18 protein-coding genes are annotated in these 18,979 nt (G+C 63.6%); 16 read left to right on the top strand and 2 right to left on the bottom strand.

The genetic code is table 11. The features are described 5' to 3' along the window. Positions 1–61 precede the first annotated feature (61 nt). The 4 genes from BG57_RS22550 (at position 62) to BG57_RS22565 (ending at position 3,952) form a co-directional block, all read left to right on the top strand. On the top strand, positions 62–1,099 hold the full coding sequence (locus tag BG57_RS22550; RefSeq protein ID WP_035968263.1) for an ABC transporter substrate-binding protein: 1,038 nt from the start codon (positions 62–64) through the stop codon (positions 1,097–1,099). Positions 1,100–1,102: 3 nt separating this feature from the next. Continuing rightward, the gene (locus tag BG57_RS22555) at positions 1,103–1,936 is read left to right on the top strand and encodes an ABC transporter ATP-binding protein (RefSeq protein WP_035968265.1); all 834 of its coding nucleotides are present in this window, start codon (positions 1,103–1,105) and stop codon (positions 1,934–1,936) included. Next, positions 1,926–2,750, top strand: a complete 825-nt coding sequence (locus tag BG57_RS22560; RefSeq protein WP_035968267.1) for an ABC transporter permease — start codon at positions 1,926–1,928, stop codon at positions 2,748–2,750. The genes BG57_RS22555 and BG57_RS22560 overlap by 11 nt, the downstream gene beginning before the upstream one ends. A gap of 251 nt (positions 2,751–3,001) precedes the next feature. Then, the gene (locus tag BG57_RS22565) at positions 3,002–3,952 is read left to right on the top strand and encodes a glycosyltransferase family 9 protein (RefSeq protein ID WP_035968269.1); all 951 of its coding nucleotides are present in this window, start codon (positions 3,002–3,004) and stop codon (positions 3,950–3,952) included. A 57-nt stretch (positions 3,953–4,009) separates the two neighbouring features. Here the strand turns inward: BG57_RS22565 and BG57_RS22570 are convergent, their stop codons facing one another. Continuing rightward, positions 4,010–4,984: an NADPH:quinone oxidoreductase family protein gene (locus BG57_RS22570; RefSeq protein WP_035968270.1), complete on the bottom strand. Its 975-nt coding sequence runs from the start codon at positions 4,982–4,984 to the stop codon at positions 4,010–4,012. Between the two features lie 104 nt (positions 4,985–5,088). On the opposite strand from BG57_RS22570, the gene surE reads away from it, so the two are divergent. The 6 genes from surE to rlmD are packed head-to-tail and all read left to right on the top strand — an operon-like array spanning position 5,089 to position 11,215. Continuing rightward, positions 5,089–5,847, top strand: a complete 759-nt coding sequence (gene surE / locus BG57_RS22575; protein WP_035968272.1) for a 5'/3'-nucleotidase SurE — start codon at positions 5,089–5,091, stop codon at positions 5,845–5,847. Next, positions 5,844–6,860: a protein-L-isoaspartate(D-aspartate) O-methyltransferase gene (locus BG57_RS22580; RefSeq protein ID WP_035968326.1), complete on the top strand. Its 1,017-nt coding sequence runs from the start codon at positions 5,844–5,846 to the stop codon at positions 6,858–6,860. Before surE ends, BG57_RS22580 begins: the two co-directional genes overlap by 4 nt. Before the next feature lie 5 nt (positions 6,861–6,865). Next, complete coding sequence (locus tag BG57_RS22585) at positions 6,866–7,804, top strand: peptidoglycan DD-metalloendopeptidase family protein (protein WP_035968274.1); 939 nt, start codon at positions 6,866–6,868, stop codon at positions 7,802–7,804. Between the two features lie 12 nt (positions 7,805–7,816). Then, a complete protein-coding gene (gene rpoS / locus BG57_RS22590) occupies positions 7,817–8,911 on the top strand; it encodes an RNA polymerase sigma factor RpoS (RefSeq protein WP_035968277.1) in 1,095 nt (364 codons plus the stop codon). Positions 8,912–8,963: 52 nt separating this feature from the next. Then, positions 8,964–9,740, top strand: a complete 777-nt coding sequence (locus tag BG57_RS22595; RefSeq protein WP_035968279.1) for a 3'-5' exonuclease — start codon at positions 8,964–8,966, stop codon at positions 9,738–9,740. A gap of 59 nt (positions 9,741–9,799) precedes the next feature. Beyond that, positions 9,800–11,215, top strand: a complete 1,416-nt coding sequence (rlmD, locus tag BG57_RS22600) for a 23S rRNA (uracil(1939)-C(5))-methyltransferase RlmD (protein WP_035968282.1) — start codon at positions 9,800–9,802, stop codon at positions 11,213–11,215. 75 nt (positions 11,216–11,290) lie between these two features. Here the strand turns inward: rlmD and BG57_RS22605 are convergent, their stop codons facing one another. Beyond that, positions 11,291–11,989: a Bax inhibitor-1/YccA family protein gene (locus BG57_RS22605; RefSeq protein WP_035968283.1), complete on the bottom strand. Its 699-nt coding sequence runs from the start codon at positions 11,987–11,989 to the stop codon at positions 11,291–11,293. 313 nt (positions 11,990–12,302) lie between these two features. Here BG57_RS22605 and ndk point away from each other — a divergent pair, with 313 nt between their 5' ends. The 6 genes from ndk (at position 12,303) to BG57_RS22635 (ending at position 18,950) form a co-directional block, all read left to right on the top strand. Then, on the top strand, positions 12,303–12,728 hold the full coding sequence (gene ndk / locus BG57_RS22610; RefSeq protein ID WP_035968284.1) for a nucleoside-diphosphate kinase: 426 nt from the start codon (positions 12,303–12,305) through the stop codon (positions 12,726–12,728). 178 nt (positions 12,729–12,906) lie between these two features. Next, positions 12,907–14,049 (top strand): dual-specificity RNA methyltransferase RlmN, encoded by a 1,143-nt coding sequence (gene rlmN / locus BG57_RS22615; protein ID WP_035968329.1) that lies wholly within the window; start codon positions 12,907–12,909, stop codon positions 14,047–14,049. A gap of 228 nt (positions 14,050–14,277) precedes the next feature. After that, positions 14,278–15,396 (top strand): helix-turn-helix domain-containing protein, encoded by a 1,119-nt coding sequence (locus BG57_RS22620; RefSeq protein WP_035968285.1) that lies wholly within the window; start codon positions 14,278–14,280, stop codon positions 15,394–15,396. Between the two features lie 143 nt (positions 15,397–15,539). Further along, complete coding sequence (gene ispG, locus BG57_RS22625) at positions 15,540–16,856, top strand: flavodoxin-dependent (E)-4-hydroxy-3-methylbut-2-enyl-diphosphate synthase (protein WP_035968286.1); 1,317 nt, start codon at positions 15,540–15,542, stop codon at positions 16,854–16,856. Positions 16,857–16,862: 6 nt separating this feature from the next. Beyond that, a complete protein-coding gene (hisS, locus tag BG57_RS22630) occupies positions 16,863–18,209 on the top strand; it encodes a histidine--tRNA ligase (protein ID WP_035968287.1) in 1,347 nt (448 codons plus the stop codon). 111 nt (positions 18,210–18,320) lie between these two features. Beyond that, positions 18,321–18,950, top strand: coding sequence for a tetratricopeptide repeat protein (locus tag BG57_RS22635; RefSeq protein WP_035968288.1), 630 nt, complete (start codon positions 18,321–18,323; stop codon positions 18,948–18,950). Positions 18,951–18,979 lie beyond the last annotated feature (29 nt).

The raw sequence follows: 18,979 nt of genomic DNA on the forward strand, positions 1-18,979 counted from the left end.
CCGCGACAACAACAAAGCACATGCAGCAAGCAAGCTTGCATGGGACAGGAGACAAACAACGATGAAACGCAGAACGTTCATCGCGAGCGGCGCCATGCTCGCGGGTGGTGCACTGTCGGGCATGCCGCTCGCCTTCGGGCAGGGCAAGCTGGAGCAGACGAAGGTCTCGATCGCGGTCGGCGGCAAGAACCTCTTCTACTATCTGCCGCTCACGATCGCCGAGCGCCGCAACTACTTCAAGGATGAAGGGCTCGACGTCGAGATCTCGGATTTCGCGGGCGGCGCGAAGGCGTTGCAGGCAGCGGTCGGCGGCAGTGCCGATGTCGTGTCCGGCGCGTTCGAACACACGCTGCTGCTGCAGGCGAAGAACCAGTATTTCCGCGAGTTCGTGCTTCAGGGGCGCGCGCCGCAGATCGTGCTCGCTGTATCGAAGAAGGCGATGCCGAACTACAAGTCGGTCGCCGATCTCAAGGGCAAGAAGATCGGCGTGACCGCGCCGGGCTCGTCGACGTCGATCATGGCGAGCTTCGTGCTCGCGAAGGCCGGGCTGAAAGCGAGCGATGTCTCGTTCATCGGCGTGGGCGCCGGGGCGGGCGCGATTGCCGCGCTGCAGTCCGGTCAGATCGACGCCATCGCCAATCTCGATCCCGTGATGACCAAGCTGGATCGCGCAGGCGATATCCGCATCGTCTCCGATACGCGCACGCTCGCCGATACGAAGACGGTCTTCGGCGGCAACATGCCTGCGGGCTGCCTGTACACGTCGCAGAGCTTCATCAACAAGAACCCGAACACGACGCAGGCGCTGACCAACGCGATGGTCCGCGCGCTCAAGTGGCTGCAGGCGGCATCGGGCAAGGAATTGATCGCGACCGTGCCGGAAGGCTATCTGCTCGGCGATCGCGCGCTGTATCTCGATTCATGGCAGCACGTGAAGGAAGCCATGTCGCCGGACGGCCTGATGCCGGAAGACGGCCCGGCGACGGCGCTGAAGACGCTGCAGGCGTTCGACGAAACGGTGAAGGGCAAGCCGATCGACGTGTCGAAGACGTGGACCAACGACTTCGTGAAGAAGGCGCTCGCGACCGTCAAGGCGTGAGCGATGAATACCACTTCGACACCTGCGCTTGCGCTGGAAGACGTCACGTGCACGTTCGCTTCACGCGATAGCCACAGCGACCGTTATACGGCCGTTCGAAACACCGACCTTAAGATTGCGCCGGGCGAGTTCGTCTCCGTCGTCGGTCCGACGGGATGCGGCAAGTCGACGTTGCTCAATGTATCGGCGGGACTGTTGCAGCCGTCGTCCGGCACGGTGCGCGTCTTCGGTGAAAAGCTGAACGGCATCAACCGGCGCGCCGGCTACATGTTCCAGGCGGATGCGCTGATGCCCTGGCGTTCCGCGCTCGACAACGTCACCGCCGGCCTCGCGTTCCGGGGTGTGACGAACGACGAAGCCGCCGCGCGCGGCGAGGCATGGCTCAAGCGCGTGGGCCTCGGCGGTTTCGGCGACCGCTATCCGCATCAATTGTCGGGCGGCATGAGAAAGCGCGTCGCGATGGCGCAGACGCTCATCCTCGATCCCGACATCATCCTCATGGACGAGCCGTTCTCCGCGCTCGACATCCAGACGCGGCAGTTGATGGAGAACGAACTGCTCGATCTGTGGGCCGCAAAACGCAAGGCGGTGCTCTTCATCACGCACGATCTCGACGAAGCCATTTCGATGTCTGATCGCGTGGTCGTGCTGTCGGCGGGGCCCGGGACGCATCCGATCGGCGAGTTCGCCATCGACTTGCCGCGTCCGCGCGATGTCGCCGAGATTCGCTCGCATCCCCGTTTCGTGGAGTTGCACGCGCAGATCTGGGGCGTGCTGCGTGAGGAAGTGCTCAAGGGTTATCAGCAGCAGTTGAAACGGAACGATCATGTGGAATAGGCTGCGCCCGAAGCGAAAAAATCTGGTCCTGTGGCAGGTCCTGCTGCTCGTTGCGTGCTTCGTGCTGTGGTACGCGCTGACCAGCCCGACGCTTCTGCCGCCTTTCTATTTCGACGACGCGAACAAGGCCGCCTTCTTCTTCGGCGAGCCGCAGAAGGTGCTCGTGCGCATCTGGGAATGGTTCAGCGGCGGCGAGATTTACCTGCACCTGTGGGTGACGCTGATCGAGACGGTGCTGGCGTTCGTCATCGGCACGGTCTTCGGTCTTGGGGTCGGTCTGTGGCTCGCGCTCGCCCCGACGATGAGCGCGCTTCTCGATCCGTACATCAAGGCCGCCAACTCGATGCCCCGCGTGATTCTCGCGCCGATCTTCGCAGTGTGGTTCGGCCTCGGCATCTGGTCGAAGGTGGCGCTCGGCGTGACGCTGGTGTTCTTCATCGTGTTCTTCAACGTCTATCAGGGCGTGAAGGAAGTCAGTCCGGTCGTGCTTGCGAACGCGCGAATGCTCGGCGCGAATCGCAAGCAACTCCTGCGGCACGTGTATTTGCCGAGCGCGACGAGCTGGGTGTTTTCGAGCTTGCATACATCGGTCGGGCTTGCGTTCGTCGGCTCCGTGGTCGGCGAATATCTCGGCTCGGCACGAGGCGTCGGTTATCTCATCTTGCAGGCCGAAGGCACGTTCGATATCAACACGGTCTTCGCCGGCATTCTGGTGCTGACCGCGTTCGCACTCGTGCTCGATGGAATCGTCGCGCTCGTCGAGCGCCGGCTGATGAAGTGGCAACCGAAGAGCGGCGAGACCGAAAAGCTGTGAGTGCTTCATGCGCGCGTGACGTTAAGTGACACGCCGGTGTCAGCTCGATCCGCACAAGTCGGTTATCCTTTCGAAAACCGAATCGATCTCTGGGCCACGCTCGATGGCGCATTGCTGTAAGATTCGGCCCGACTTTCCGTGCTCGGGGCATCGTGGTGCACGGTTCGGCGGGCTCCCGGGTTCGGTGCGGATTCCCATCGGCGGCGCGGCGCCTTCATGATGCGATTCAAGCGATTTGCGCAAGACAACGAATGAGATTGGACACCAGCAATGCGGTTGCGGTGGCATTGCCGCCGCCGATCGGAGACAGCCTGATCGGGCTCGTGCTCGTCAACAATCTCATCCGCAACGGCTATCGGCCAGTCGTGTTCGGCTGGGTGGCGGAGCAGCTCGCGGACTGGCTACCAGGCGTGGACGTTCGAGAGGCGGGCGCATGCCGGGGCGCCTTCGATACGGTCATCGAACTCTGGAAGACCGACTACGCCGCCGCGCTCAGCCGCTCCGGGCAAACGCTTCGCCTCAATGAATTTCCCGAATACAGCGGCAGCAAGCATATGGTCGAGCGCATCCTCAATATCGCGACGAACGTGCTGCATCTGCGCGATGTGACGCCCTCCAATGGCCTCGTCGTGCCCGCTGGCGTGATGCGCGGGCGCTTCGGCAATCGCGTGGTCATCCATCCGACCGGCAGCCATCCCGAGAAGATGTGGGATCGCGACAAGTTTCTCGCGCTGTCTCGCGCGCTCTCGCGGCGTCAGCTCGTGCCGAGCTTTCTTGTTTCGCCGGCCGAGATGTCCGGCTGGGACGACGTCGCGCGCGCAGGGCACGAGGTCAACGCGCTGCCGCGTCTCGGCGATGTCGCGACGTGGATCGCCGAATCGAGGTGGTTCATCGGCAACGATTCCGGGCTCGGTCATCTTGCGTCGTCGCTCGGCGTGCCGACGCTGACGCTCTTCATGCGACGCGGGCTCGCCCGGTCGTGGCGGCCGGGCTGGGGGCCGGGGGCCGTGGTGCTGCCGCCTGCGCTGGTGCCATCGGCTGCATTGAGGGAGCGGTTCTGGAAGCGTCTGCTCAGCGTGCGCCGCGTGATGGCCGCCTTCAATGCGCTGCAGGGCGCAAGCGGGCGCGAGACGCAACCGGTCCGACCGGCCGCGCGTCGTGAGCGGGACGCAGCGCAGGCGACGGTACTGCCGGATGCCTAACGCGCATAGCTTCGCCGCGGCCTTTGCCGATGCAATTTCGCGACGGCCACCTCACATTCACATTTCCACGACCACTTTCCCCGTCACCCGCCGGTTCATCATGTCGTCGAGCGCTTTCGCCGTTTCATCGAGCGTATAGCGTTTCGTCACGGCGGGACGCAGCTTGCCGGTTCTGATCCAGTCGACCATCGTCGCGTATTCGCTTTCCGCAAGCGCAGGTTCGCGGCGCATGTGATCGCCCCAGAACACGCCGACGATGCTCGCGCCTTTCAGCAGAGCGAGGTTCAGCGGCAGCCTCGGTATCTCGCCATTCGCAAAGCCGACCACGAGATAGCGCCCGCGCCAGCCGATGCTGCGAAACGCCGGTTCGGCATACGCCCCGCCGACGGGATCAAATATGACATCCGGCCCATTGCCGCCGGTCAGCGCCTTGACGCGTTCGCGCAAGTCTTCGTTCGCATAGTCGATCACATCGTCGGCGCCATGCTCGCGACAGAACGCGAGCTTCTCCGCGCTCGACGCCGCCGCTATCACGCGCGTCCCGACGATCTTGCCGATCTGTACCGCCGCCAGCCCGACGCCGCCCGCCGCGCCGAGCACGAGCAGCGTGTCGCCGGCCTTCAGCGCGCCGCGATCGACGAGCGCGTGATACGACGTGCCGTAGGCGATCATGAAGGCGGCGGCATCGGCGAAATCGACGTCATCGGGCAGCGCGATGCACGCGGTCTCGCTCGCCCGCGCCTGTTCGGCGAACGCGCCTTGCGCGGTGTAAGCCGCCACGCGCATGCCGGGTCGAAAGCGCGTGACGCCCGCGCCGACTTCGCGCACGACGCCGGCGAACTCCGCGCCCGGCGTGAACGGCAGCGGCGGCTTGAACTGGTACTTGTTCTGGATGATCAGCACGTCGGGGAAATTGACGCTCGCCGCCTTCACGTCGATGACGACTTCGCCCGCTTCTGGATGCAGGTCGGGCAGCGTCTCGATGACGAGCGTCTCGGGTAATCCGTGCAGGTTGCAGCGAACGGCGCGCATGTCGTCTCCTTGTGGGTAGGCGCTCAGTTTATGACACGGCGCACACGCCGTACGAGCCCCGGCGACTCGTTCGCGCGTCATGTTTCCTCGGTTACAATCGTCGGATGCGAATCCTACTCAGCAACGACGACGGTTACCTGGCTCGCGGCATCAACGTGCTGCACGACGCCTTGCAGCCGCTCGGCGAAGTGACCGTGATGGCGCCGGAGCAGAACTGCAGCGGCTCATCGAACTCGCTCACGCTGTCCCGGCCTCTGAGCATTCATCGTGCGGCGAACGGTTTCAATTTCGTGAACGGCACGCCTACCGACTCGGTGCACATCGCGCTGACCGGCATGCTCGACGAGCAGCCGAATCTCGTCGTGTCGGGTATCAACAACGGGCAGAACGTCGGCGAGGACACGCTGTATTCCGGCACCGTCGCGGCGGCCACCGAAGGCTTCATGTTCGGCATTCCGTCCATCGCGTTCTCGCTCGTCGGACGGGACTGGCTACATCTCGAAGACGCGGCGCGCGTGGCGGCGGAAATCGTCGCGCACTTTCTCGATCATCCGATGCCCGGTCATCCGTTGCTGAACGTGAACATTCCCAGCTTGCCGTACGACCAGCTCGGCGAATGGCGCGTGACGCGTCTCGGCAAGCGCCATCCTTCGCAGCCTGTCATCCGCCAGGCCGATCCGCGCGGTAATCCTATCTACTGGATCGGCCCGTCGGGCGATGCGCTCGATGCCAGCGAAGGCACCGATTTCCATGCCGTGGCGAACGGCTATGTCTCCATCACGCCGCTCCAACTCGACCTGACGCACACGAAGCTCATGGCCGAGACGCGCGAATGGGCGCGCGCCGGGAGCCGCCGCACATGACCGACGAGCGCGCCAAGCGCTTCCCGCTGGCGCTCGCGGACCTGGTACGCGAGCCGCGCAAGCCCGCCGGCCGGGCCGATGCATCGCGTGCGAAGCCGGCCGCCGCATCGCCGGGCAAGCCTGGCGCGTTGCGGTCTCCGACGAGCGCGACGAACAGCGGGGCCGCTGCATCTATTTTTTCCGCGAAACAGATACCCGTTACGGCGAAACCGGTTCCCGGCGCGACGCGAAGCCCGGCACAAGCGCCGCATCCGCGCACGAGCGCGTTGCGCACCGCGCAGCGCGGCATCGAACGCGACGCGCTGAACGGCGCCGCGAACGCCACATCGAAGAAGGGCGCGCCCAATGTCGCGCTGGCCAGCACGCAGACGCTGACCTCGGAACGGGTGCGCGAGCGCATGGTCGAACGGCTGCGCACGAACGGCATCACGGACCCGCGCGTGCTGAACGCGATGTCGGTCGTGCCGCGTCACATGTTCGTCGATCCGGGGCTCGCCGCGCAGGCCTACGAAGACGCGGCGCTGCCGATCGGTCATCACCAGACCATCTCGAAGCCGTCCGTCGTCGCGCGCATGATCGAACTCGTCGCGACCGGGCGCACCCTCGACAAGGTGCTGGAGATCGGCACCGGTTGCGGCTATCAGGCGGCGGTGCTGTCGCAAGTCGCGAAAGAGGTGTATTCCATCGAGCGCGTGCGCCCGCTGTCCGAGCGCGCGAAGCTCAATCTCAGGCCGCTGCGTGTGCCGAACATCAGGCTTCACTATGGCGACGGCCGCCTCGGACTGCCGGCGGCGGCGCCGTTCGATGCGATCGTCATCGCATGCGCGGGGCTCGACGTGCCGCAGGCTTTGCTCGATCAACTGGCAGTGGGCGGCAAGCTCGTTGCGCCGGTCGGATCGCAGGCTGCGCAGTCGCAAGTGCTGACGCTCGTCACGCGCATTTCAGCGACGCAGTGGCGCGAGTCCCAGCTTGATCGCGTTTTCTTTGTACCTTTAAAATCCGGAGTGATTTGACACCGATGAGTATCTTGCGTGCTTTGCGAGAAGGAAGTGCGGACGTTCGTCTGACGGCGGCGCAGCGCGGCGTTTGCGTACTGGCGCTAGCCGTGCTGGCGGCCTGTTCGACGCGCATGGACATGGCGCCGGTGGTCGACAGGACGGGCGCACCGATCGCCACCGACGCGGCTCAGGCAGCCGCCGCCGCCAACGCTCCGCCGCCACCCGGCTATTACCGTGTGAAGCCGGGCGACACCCTATATCGGATCGCACTGGAAAACGGTCAGAATTATCACGACATCGCCGCGTGGAATAACCTGACGAACCCGAATCAGATCGAAGTCGGTCAACTGGTGCGCGTCGCGCCTCCGGGCGCGAATCTCACCGCGGCGACGCCGGGTGTTTCGACAGCGCCTATTGCGGGCGGCGCGGTACAGGCACAGCCGCTCGGCGGCGGACAGCAGCCCGGAGTTGCAGCGGGCGCAACGGGTCAGCCGCCGTACTACGGTCCGAGTTCGGGCATGGGCGCAGCGCCTGCGGATGCGGCCAGTGTGCCGGGTGCGCCGGGCGTGGATAACAGCGCGGCTGCGGCGACTCAGCCGGCGTTCAGCTGGCCGGCGCGCGGTCCGATTATCGGTACGTTCGACGATGCGAAGAACAAGGGTTTGAATATCGGCGGCGCGGCTGGAGATGCGGTCAACGCTTCAGCGGATGGACGGGTGGTTTATTCCGGAAATGGGCTGCGCGGCTATGGCAATCTCATTATCATCAAGCACGACGCTACTTTTCTCACGGCATATGCACATAACCGCGCTTTGATGGTAAAAGAAGGTGACGCGGTGACTAAAGGGCAAAAGATCGCTGAGATGGGCAACAGCGATTCGGACCGTGTGATGTTGCATTTCGAAGTTCGCCGGCAGGGTAAACCTGTTGACCCACTGAAGTATTTGCCGCCGCAATAAAGCGGAACCATCATGCCGAAAACGAAGCGCCGCCTGCCGCAAGCCGAGACTGAGACGATCAGCCGACCTTTGCAAGTGTCGGTGGAGGAGGGTGCTTCGACTCACGATGATGACGCCGAGAATATCGACGTCGAAGTCGACTCTGAGGAAGAAGGCGGAAGCCGCGAAAAGAGCGAAGAAGGCGCCGAGCGCGCAAACGATTCCGCGCCCGATGCCGACGACTTCCGCTCGCTGCTCCAGGCCGAACTCACGGCCGACACCATCCAGCATTATCTGAACCGCATCAGCGTGAAGCCGCTGCTTACCGTCGAGGAAGAGCAGCGCTATTCGCGTCTCGCGAAGGCGGGCGAATTCGAGGCGCGGCAGGTGATGATCGAGCGCAATTTGCGGCTGGTCGTCAGCATCGCGAAGGGTTATTTGAATCGCGGCGTGCCTTTGCTCGACCTGATCGAAGAGGGCAATCTCGGCCTCATGCATGCGATCGAGAAATTCGATCCAACGCGCGGTTTTCGTTTTTCGACCTATGCGACGTGGTGGATTCGCCAGAGCATCGAACGGGCGATCATGAATCAGGCGCGCACGGTGCGGCTGCCGGTGCATGTGATCCGCGAACTCAATCAGGTGCTGCGCGCGAAGCGCCATCTGGAAAAAAATTCCGCCAACTCGAACGATGCCGTCGCGCCCGAGCGCCGCGATGCGAGCATCGACGATATCGCGTATCTCACCGGCAAGACGCCGGAGGAAGTGACCGACATTCTCGCGCTCAACGAACACACGGCATCGCTCGACGCGCCGCTCGACCTTGATCCGGGCAGCAGCCTGCTCGACCTCTTGTCCGACGACCAGAGCCAATCGCCCGACGCCGAGGTGCAGCATCGCGAGCTGGAATCGCTTACGCGGCTGTGGCTGTCGCGGCTGTCGGATAAACACCGGCATGTGATCGAGAGACGTTTCGGACTCAATCACATCGAGCCGGCGACGCTCGAAGAACTGGCCGACGAAATGGGCCTCACGCGCGAGCGTGTGCGCCAGATTCAGCAAGAGGCGCTCGTGAGGCTCAAGCGCTTTTTCGCATCCAACGGCGTTCGCAAGGACGCCGTGCTTTAACGCTAATCGACGCCCGCGAGGGCGTCGCATCGCCGTACATCCGCAGGATTCAATGACACCGATTCTCGTATTCGACATCGAGACCATTCCCGATGTCGACGGCATTCGCCGTCTCGAAGACTTACCCGACGATCTCTCCGACCGCGAAGTCGCGGACCATGCGTTCGCCGCGCGCCGTGAGCGCGTCGGCAACGATTTTCTGCCGCATCATCTGCAGCGCGTCGCCGCCATCTCCTGTGTTTTCCGGGACAACAGCGGCTTTCGCGTGCGCTCGCTCGGCGCGCCGGGCGACAACGAGGCCGCGCTCATTCAGTCGTTTTATCGCGTGATCGAGAAATACACGCCGCAACTCGTTTCCTGGAACGGCGGCGGTTTCGATCTGCCCGTGCTCCATTACCGTGCGCTCGTGCATGGCATCGCCGCGCCGCGATACTGGGATCTCGGACAGGACGATCGCGAGTTCAAGTTCAACAACTACATCAGCCGCTATCACATGCGGCATATCGATCTGATGGACGTCCTCGCGATGTATCAGGCGCGCGCGAACGCGCCGCTCGATGCGCTCGCCAAACTGTGCGGCTTTCCGGGCAAGCTCGGCATGGACGGCGGCAAGGTCTGGGAAGCGTATTGCGACGGGCAGATCGAGGAAATCCGCAACTATTGCGAGACCGATGTCGTCAACACGTATCTGATGTACTGCCGTTTTCAGATGATGCGCGGCGGCTTCACGCCCGACGAGTACGCCGACGAAATCAACTTCGTGAAGAACGCACTCGCGCAGGAAGCATCGCCGCACTGGGCCGAGTATCTCGCCGCGTTCGGACGATGACTTCGTGACGTTCGTCTACAATCTCGCATTTGCCATCCCGTCAGTCAGGAAGTACGCAGGTGTCTGAAGCCGCTCGAAAAAATCCGCATCGCCGCCGCGCCGCGCCGGCCAAGTCCGTCACGCCCGATCCCTCGTTCGTCGCGCCTGAGATCGAAATCGATGCGCTCGATATGGAAGCGCGCGGCGTCGGCCGCACGGTCAACGAGGACGGCGAGCCGGGCAAGGTGATCTTCGTCGAAGGCGCGTTGCCGGGCGAACGGGTGAGCTATTCGAGCTATCGCAAGAAGCCGAGCTTCGAACAGGCGCAAGTCGTCAAGGTGCTGCGCGAAAGCGTGATCCGCGCGAAGCCGAAGTGCCAGTTTTTCGGCACCTGCGGCGGCTGCTCGATGCAGCATCTCGATGTACGTGCGCAAATCGCCGTGAAGCAGCGCGTGCTGGAAGACAATCTTCAGCATCTGGCGAAGCTGCGCGCCGAGACGATGTTTCGGCCGATTCACGGGCCGTCGTGGGGCTATCGGTATCGCGCGCGCCTGACGGTGCGGCATGTCGAGAAGAAGGGCGGCGTGCTGGTCGGTTTCCACGAGCGCAAGAGCAGCTACGTCGCCGACATGACGAGCTGCGAAGTGCTGCCGCCGCACGTTTCGGCGATGCTCGTGCCGCTGCGTCATCTGGTGGCAGGGCTGTCGATTCGCGATCGCATGCCGCAGATCGAACTGGCGGTCGGGACCGACTTGACCGCGCTCGTGCTGCGCATTCTCGAGCCGCTCAACGAAGCCGACGAGGCGCTGATCCGCGCATTCGCCGATGAGCACGGCGTGCAATTCTGGCTCCAGCCGAAGGGCCCGGACACCGTCTATCCGTTTTATCCGCTCGACCGCGAGCTGGCTTATACGCTGCCGGAATTCAATATCCGCATGCCGTTCAAGCCGACCGATTTCACGCAGGTCAATCACCAGATCAACCGCGTGCTGGTGGCGCGCGCGCTGAGCCTGCTCGCGCCCCAGCCGTCGGATCGCGTGCTGGACCTGTTTTGCGGGATCGGCAATTTCACGCTGCCGCTCGCGCGGCTGTCGCGCGAAGTCGTCGGCATCGAGGGAAGCGAAGCGCTGACGGCGCGTGCGCTCGACAACGCGAAGGCGAACGGCGTCGACGGTTATACGTCGTTCGCATGCCGAAATCTGTTCGAAGTCACCGCCGATGACCTGCGCGCGCTCGGCGCGTTCGACAAATTCCTGATCGATCCGCCGCGCGAAGGCGCGCTCGCGGTATCGAAGGCGCTGGCGGACATCGCGCGAAGCGGCGACGGACCGCTGCCGAAGCGCATCGTCTATGTGTCGTGTAATCCGGCGACGCTCGCGCGCGATGCCGGTCTGCTCGTGCACGAAGCGGGGTATCGGATGAAGGGCGCGGGCGTCGTCAACATGTTTCCGCATACGTCGCATGTCGAATCCATCGCGCTGTTCGAGCGCGACTGAGGCTTCGCACCTTTTCAGCAGACGTAAAAAAACCGGCCCGAAGGCCGGTTTTTCGTTTCTGCACGCTCCGCCGACTTAGTTGCGGTTGCCGCCGAAGATGCCGAGCAGCGCCAGCAGGTTCGTGAACACGTTGTACAGATCGAGGTAGATCGCGAGCGTTGCGCTGATGTAGTTCGTTTCGCCGCCGTTCACCACGCGCTGCACGTCGAACAACATGTACGCCGAGAAGATCACGATGGCGAGGACGGAGATCGTCATCATCAGCGCCGGCAGTTGCAGGAAGATGTTCGCGAACGCAGCCAGCAGAATCACCAGTACGCCCATGAACAGCCACTTGCCGAGGCCCGAAAAGTCCCGCTTGCTGACCGTGGCGATGGTGGCCATCGCGGCGAAGATGACGCCGGTGCCGCCGAACGCCATCATGATGAGTTGCGGCCCATTCGAGAAGCCGAGAATGAAGCTCAGCAGGCGCGACAGCATCAGGCCCATGAAGAACGTGAAGCCCAGCAGGACGACGACGCCCATGCCGCTGTCCTTCGTCTTCTCGATCGCGAACATGAAGCCGAACGCGATGGCCAGAAACGCGATGAAGCTCATTGCCGGGCTGGTGGCGGCGAACAGCGAGAAACCCGTCGCCACGCCGACCCAGGCGCCGAGGACCGTCGGCACCATCGAAAGCGCGAGCATCCAGTAAGTATTGCGCAGGACCTTGTTGCGCACCTCCACGGAGGTAACGCTGCCGTTGCGGCCAAAGCTGTAGGGTGATTCGTTCATGGTTTCTCCTTGCTCCAATTGTCTTCGTTGGTCCTGCTTCAACATCCGTCACACGTGAATGATAGGGTCGCAGACTTAAGCCATTCTTAGCGATTTCGCGGCGCTGCGTTGCAACGCCACGTTTGGATCCAATATGGCTGCGGAGCGCCCCGAATTCAATGGTTCTGCCCTCAATTTCGCGTCGCGCACCGCGCAGTCCTTGCCTCTTTGATGCTTACGGCGCCGTAAGGTTTCAATCGAAATCATACCTTGCTTCGTGCTACAATTGTCGATTCGTTTTAATCCGTAAACAGTTCATTTTTTGGAGTTTTTCATGGCGATCGAGCGCACCCTGTCGATTATCAAGCCGGACGCAGTGGCAAAGAACGTTATCGGCCAGATCTACAGCCGTTTCGAGAACGCTGGTCTGAAGATCATCGCGTCGCGCATGGTTCATCTGTCCCGCGGGGACGCTGAGAAGTTCTACGCTGTGCACGCTGCACGCCCGTTCTTCAAGGACCTCGTGGAATTCATGATCTCCGGCCCGGTCGTGATCCAGGTGCTGGAAGGCGAGAACGCAATCGCCAAGCATCGTGACCTGATGGGCGCGACGGACCCGAAGAAGGCGGAGAAGGGCACGATCCGCGCTGACTTCGCTGACAGCATCGACGCAAACGCCGTGCACGGCTCGGATGCTCCGGAAACGGCGCGTCAGGAAGTGGCGTTCTTCTTCCCGGAAGTGAACGTCTACTCGCGTTAATCGAAACGCCGATCGGGAAACCGATTCAAGCGTTGGTCGCCGCGCCGGACCAGTGGCGCGGTCATCGCGCCGCAACGCAGAAATGGTTGTTAAAAAGCAGGAATTGGCGCGAACGGTCCCGGACCAGGTTTGATAGAACCGGTCCGGGCTTCGCAATCTGTAAATGGCAGAACTCGACATGACGAGCAGCACCACCGTCAATCTTCTCGATCTCGACGCCGCCGGGCTGGTCGCATATTGCGGCAGCCTTGGCGAAAAGCCGTTTCGCGCCAAGCAATTGCAGCGCTGGATCCACCAGTTTGGTGCCGACGACTTCGACGGCATGACGGATCTCGCAAAATCGCTGCGCGAAAAACTCAAGGGCCGCGCCAGTCTGGCGATGCCCGACATCATCAGCGACCACGTTTCCGCCGACGGCACACGCAAGTGGCTGATCGACGTCGGCAACGGCAACGCGGTCGAAACCGTGTTCATCCCGGAAGAAACGCGCGGGACGCTGTGCGTCTCGTCGCAGGCGGGGTGCGCGGTCAACTGCCGGTTCTGCTCCACCGGCAAGCAAGGTTTCTCTCGCAATCTGACAACGGCGGAAATCATCGGCCAGTTGCGCATGGCGGAGTTCGCGCTGCGCAAGTCGCTTGGCCGCGAGGTCGGCGGCCCGGGCAAGGGCGAGCGCGTCGTGACGAATGTCGTGATGATGGGCATGGGCGAACCTATGCTCAATTACGACGCCGTCGTGCCCGCCATGCGCCTGATGCTCGACGATAACGCCTACGGCCTGTCGCGCCGGCGCGTGACGCTGTCCACCTCCGGCGTCGTGCCGATGATGGACCGCCTCGCGGCAGACTTGCCGGTGGCGCTCGCGGTATCGCTGCACGCGCCGAACGATCCGCTGCGCGACATGCTGGTGCCGCTGAACAAGAAGTATCCGCTGCGCGAGTTGATGGCTGCGTGTCAGCGTTATTTGAAGGTCGCGCCGCGCGACTTCATCACGTTCGAATACTGCATGCTCGACGGCGTCAACGACACCGAAGCGCATGCGCGCGAACTGCTCGCCGTCACGCGCGATGTGCCGTGCAAGTTCAACCTGATTCCGTTCAATCCGTTCCCCGAGTCGGGCCTGACTCGGTCGAAGAACGAGCAGATCAAGCGCTTCGCGCAGATTCTGATCGACGCGGGCATCGTCACGACCGTGCGCAAGACGCGCGGCGACGACATCGACGCGGCCTGCGGTCAGCTCGCGGGCGCGGTGCAGGACCGCACGCGGCTTGCCGAGCGCACGAGCCGCGCGGGAAGCAAGGTGATCGAAGTGCGCGCGGTCTGACGGCGGCGCGGTCCCGGCAGAACGCCGGGTGCGCCCTTGCGGCACATTGGCGTGCCGCCGCAACACAAGAACACAGATAACAACGAAGCAAGCGCTCCACAGGGCGCGCAAAGCCGAACATTTTGTTATAAAGCGGTCTGCAACAGCGCCGGAGTTGTATTGTTCAGTGCTTTTTGCACTTCACGGCGCAGCAGCGCTCTATAAAAGATTCGATGCGAGGAATTTGGGATGAGTGAGCCGCAACACCCGACGCCTTTCGGCAGTCATACCGGCGATGTGCCTGCCACTCAGCATGATGGCCGGACGCGCGTCGACGGGGCGGCATCGGGCGAGCGCCAGGCGGAGCCGCTGGACTCGCTGGAAGCAGTGGGCGCGCGTCTCGCGCAGCTTCGGCATGCCAAAGCATGGTCGATCGACGATGTATCGGCGCGCCTGAAGGTGTCGCCGCAGAAGCTGGCAGCGCTCGAAGAGGGCGACATCAGCCAGTTGCCGGACCGCACTTTTGCGGCGGGGATCGTGCGCAGCTACGCGAAGGTGCTGGGTGCGGACCCGACGCCGTTCACGCAGGCGTTTCGCCGCGAGGGCGTGCCGGTCGAACACAATTTGAAGGTGCCGGCGTCGTCCGGCGCGGGCTTGCCGCGCGGGCGCGTCTCGATGCCGCTCGGCAATTCATCCGGGCGCAAGCGTTCGTGGCTGTGGGGCGTGGCGGCGATCGTCGCCGTGCTCGCCGCGCTCGTGATGTGGCATACCGGCGGCGATTCGTCGGCGTGGCTTGCGCGGCTGAAGTCGAGCGCGGGTTCGGCGGCGACGTCGATCGACAAGCCTGCCTCGTCGCAGGCCGCAACGCCCGATGAAGCCGCAGCGGCGAACACCGGCGAGGCATCGCTGCCCGAAGTGGCGGCGGCGCCCGGCGAACAGCCGATGCCGCGTCCGCTCGGCACGAACGCGCTGCCGGCGTCATCGTCGACGATCGCAGCCGTGCAAGGCGCGAGCGCGCCGGCGGCTGCATCGACGGTCAAGGCCGCTCCGGCGGCTGCGGTCCCGGCATCGGTTGCGGCTGCGGCTGCTTCGGCTCCGGCTGTCGGAAGCGCAGGCACGGGCGCGAATGCAATCGAACTGAAGGTGAAGGAAGATAGCTGGTTCAACGTGCGCGGCAAGGACGGCAAGGAACTGTTTTCCGGCCTTGTCCGTGCGGGCAGCGTGCAGCGCGTGCAAGGCGATGCGCCTTTCAAGGTGACCGTCGGGAACGCGAAGGGCGTCGAGTCGCTGTCGATCGACGATCAGCCCGTCGACGCCAAGAAGTATTCCGGCGCACGCGGAAACGTCGCGCGCCTGTCCTTGCCGTAAGAGGCAGACGGAGCCGCCAGCGTCGGTGATTCAGCGCGCGGACATGACGAGGGCGTCCCGGTTCGGCCGTGACGCTCGTTCGAGGTTTCAAACAAGCGACGGTCGCTGCATGCGCAGCGCGCCGTTTGCCAAAGGGTTTTTCGATGCAATCCGAAGCTCAATCCCTGATTAGCAGCAAGATTTGTTCGACCGATCCGGTCTTCGGCGGTCCGTTGTCTCGCCGTTCGTCGCATGCCGTGGACGTGCGTTGGGGCGGCCAGCTCGTGACGATCGGCGGCGATGCGCCGGTGCGCGTCCAGTCGATGACCAACACCGACACGGCCGACGCCATCGGCACCGCGATCCAGATCAAGGAACTCGCGCAGGCCGGCTCCGAACTCGTGCGCATCACGGTGAATACGCCGGAAGCGGCGGCCGCCGTGCCGCACATCCGCGAACAGCTCGACCGCATGGGCGTGTCGGTTCCGCTCGTCGGCGACTTCCACTACAACGGCCATCTGTTGCTGCGCGACCATCCGGCGTGCGCCGAGACGCTGTCGAAGTACCGCATCAATCCGGGCAACGTCGGGCAGGGCGCGAAGCGCGACACGCAGTTCGCGCAGATGATCGAAGCCGCCATCAAGTACGACAAGCCCGTGCGGATCGGCGTGAACTGGGGCAGCCTCGACCAGGATCTGCTCGCGCGCATGATGGACGAAAACGCCGCGCGTTCGAAGCCGTGGGAATTGCAAAGCGTGATGTACGAAGCGCTGATCCAGTCGGCGGTCGGCTCGGCCGAACGCGCCGTCGAACTGGGCCTTGGCCGCGACAAGATCATCCTGTCGTGCAAGGTGAGCGGCGTGCAGGATCTGATCGCGGTATATCGCGAACTGGCGAAGCGTTGCAGTTTCGCGCTGCACCTCGGGCTCACCGAAGCGGGCATGGGCTCCAAGGGTATCGTCGCTTCGACGGCGGCGCTCTCGGTGCTGCTGCAGGAAGGCATTGGCGACACGATCCGCATCTCGCTGACGCCCGAGCCGGGCGGCGCGCGCACGGGCGAAGTCGTCGTCGGACAGGAAATTCTGCAGACCATGGGTCTGCGCTCCTTCACGCCGATGGTCATCGCATGTCCCGGCTGCGGCCGCACGACCAGCACGCTGTTCCAGGAACTGGCGTCGCAGATCCAGACGTATCTGCGCAATTCGATGCCGGTCTGGCGTGATCAGTACCCGGGCGTCGAGAAGATGCACGTGGCGGTCATGGGCTGCATCGTCAACGGGCCGGGGGAGTCGAAGCACGCGAATATCGGCATCAGCTTGCCGGGTTCCGGCGAGAATCCGGCCGCGCCGGTGTTCATCGACGGCGCAAAGGTCAAGACGCTGCGCGGCGAGCGCATCGCCGAGGAATTCCAGCAAATCGTTAGCGACTACGTCGAACGCACTTACGGCCAGCGCGTCGAGACGTCCGCGGCATCACTCTAAAGACAGATGACTGAACAGAAGAAACGGCTCTCGAAGCTGAGCGGCGTGAAGGGCATGAACGACATCCTCCCGCAGGATGCCGCGTTGTGGGACTTCTTCGAAAGCACCGTCAAGTCGCTGCTGCGCGCGTACGGCTATCAGAACATTCGCACGCCGATCGTCGAGCATACGCAGCTTTTCACGCGCGGCATCGGCGAAGTGACCGACATCGTCGAGAAGGAGATGTACAGCTTCACCGACGCGCTCAACGGCGAGCATCTCACGATGCGTCCGGAGAACACGGCGGCCGTCGTGCGCGCGACCATCGAACACAATCTTCTGTACGACGGCCCGAAGCGCCTGTGGTACATCGGGCCGATGTTCCGGCATGAGCGTCCGCAGCGCGGGCGGTATCGGCAGTTCCATCAGGTCGGCGTGGAAGCGCTCGGCTTCGCGGGTCCGGATACGGACGCCGAAATCATCATGATGTGCCAGCGCCTGTGGGACGACCTGGGCCTCACCGGCATCCGGCTCGAACTGAATTCGCTCGGCCAGGCGGAAGAGCGCGCGGCGCATCGCAAGGAACTGATCGCGTATCTCGAACAGCACGCCGATTCCCTCGACGAAGAAGCGAAGCGCCGTCTTTATACGAACCCGTTGCGCGTGCTCGACACGAAGAACCCGGCGATGCAGGAAATCGCGCAAAACGCGCCGAAGCTCGTCGACTTTCTGGGCGAGGAATCGCGCAAGCACTTCGACGGTGTGCAGCGTCTGCTGAAGGCGAACAACATTCCGTTCACCGTCAATCCGCGTCTCGTGCGCGGCCTCGATTACTACAACCTCACCGTGTTCGAATGGGTGACCGACAAGCTCGGCGCGCAAGGCACGGTGGCGGGCGGCGGCCGCTACGATCCGCTCATCGAGCAACTGGGCGGCAAGCCGACGGCGGCGTGCGGCTGGGCGATGGGCGTCGAGCGTATCCTCGAGCTGCTCAAGGAAGAGAATCTGGTGCCGGAACCGGAAGGCACGGACGTGTACGTCGTGCATCAGGGCGAAAAGGCGGCGGAGCAGGCGTTCATCGTCGCTGAACGGCTGCGCGACACCGGCCTCGACGTCATTCTGCACTGCAGCCCGGACGGCGCGCCGGCGAGCTTCAAGTCGCAGATGAAGAAGGCGGATGCGAGCGGCGCGGCGTTCGCCGTGGTGCTCGGCGAGGACGAACTCGCGCAAGGAACGATCGGCGTGAAGCCGCTGCGACGCACCGGCGACGAAACGGCCGATGCGCAAAAGAACGAGCAAGTCAACGTTCCGGCGGAAGACTTGACCGAATACCTAATCAATGCGATGGTTGCATCCGCCGACGAGGACGCCTGACGAACAGGCTCTGGTCGGATCAAGCGCCGCGCGCATCGTGGAGATCGGTCCGATCCCGCCATCGTGCCAGGCCACGATGGGCAATGAGACGCAGGAAGGAATAGCTGGACGATGAGTTACCACGACGAACAAGAATCACTGGAAAGTGTCAAGGCCTGGTGGGCCAAATGGGGTAACGCCACGACGTGGATCGTGCTCGTGGCGCTCGTCGTTGCGGCCGGTTTCAACGGCTGGAATTACTGGCAGCGCCGTCAGGCGGCGGAAGCTTCGGTGCTCTATGACCGGCTTCAGCAGGCCGTGAACGGCAACGATCAGAAGCTCGTCGCGCGCGTCGCGTCGGACATGGAAGACAAGTTCGGCGGCACGGCGTACGCGCAGATGTCGGCGCTCTCGGCGGCCAAGTCGCTTTACGCAGCGGGCGATGCCGCCGGCGCGAAGGCGCAACTGCAGTGGGCCATCGACCACGCGAAGGACGACGAGTACAAGCAGATCGCGAAGCTGCGCATGGCGCTGATCCTGCTCGACGAAAAGAGCTACGACGCCGGCCTTAAGCTGCTCGCCGACGCTCCGCTCGATGCGTTCAAGGGCGTCGTTGCTGATCGCCGCGGCGATCTGCTCGCAGCGCAAGGCAAGCGCGAAGACGCGCGCGCCGCCTACAAGACGGCGCTCGACAGCTTGCCGAAGAACGACGCGGCCACCCGGCAACTGATCGAGTTCAAGCTCGATTCGCTTGGCGGCTGACCGCTCTCGAGCGACGGCTTCGACCGTCG

The organism is Caballeronia grimmiae (genome assembly GCF_000698555.1).
Classification (GTDB): Bacteria; Pseudomonadota; Gammaproteobacteria; order Burkholderiales; family Burkholderiaceae; genus Caballeronia; species Caballeronia grimmiae.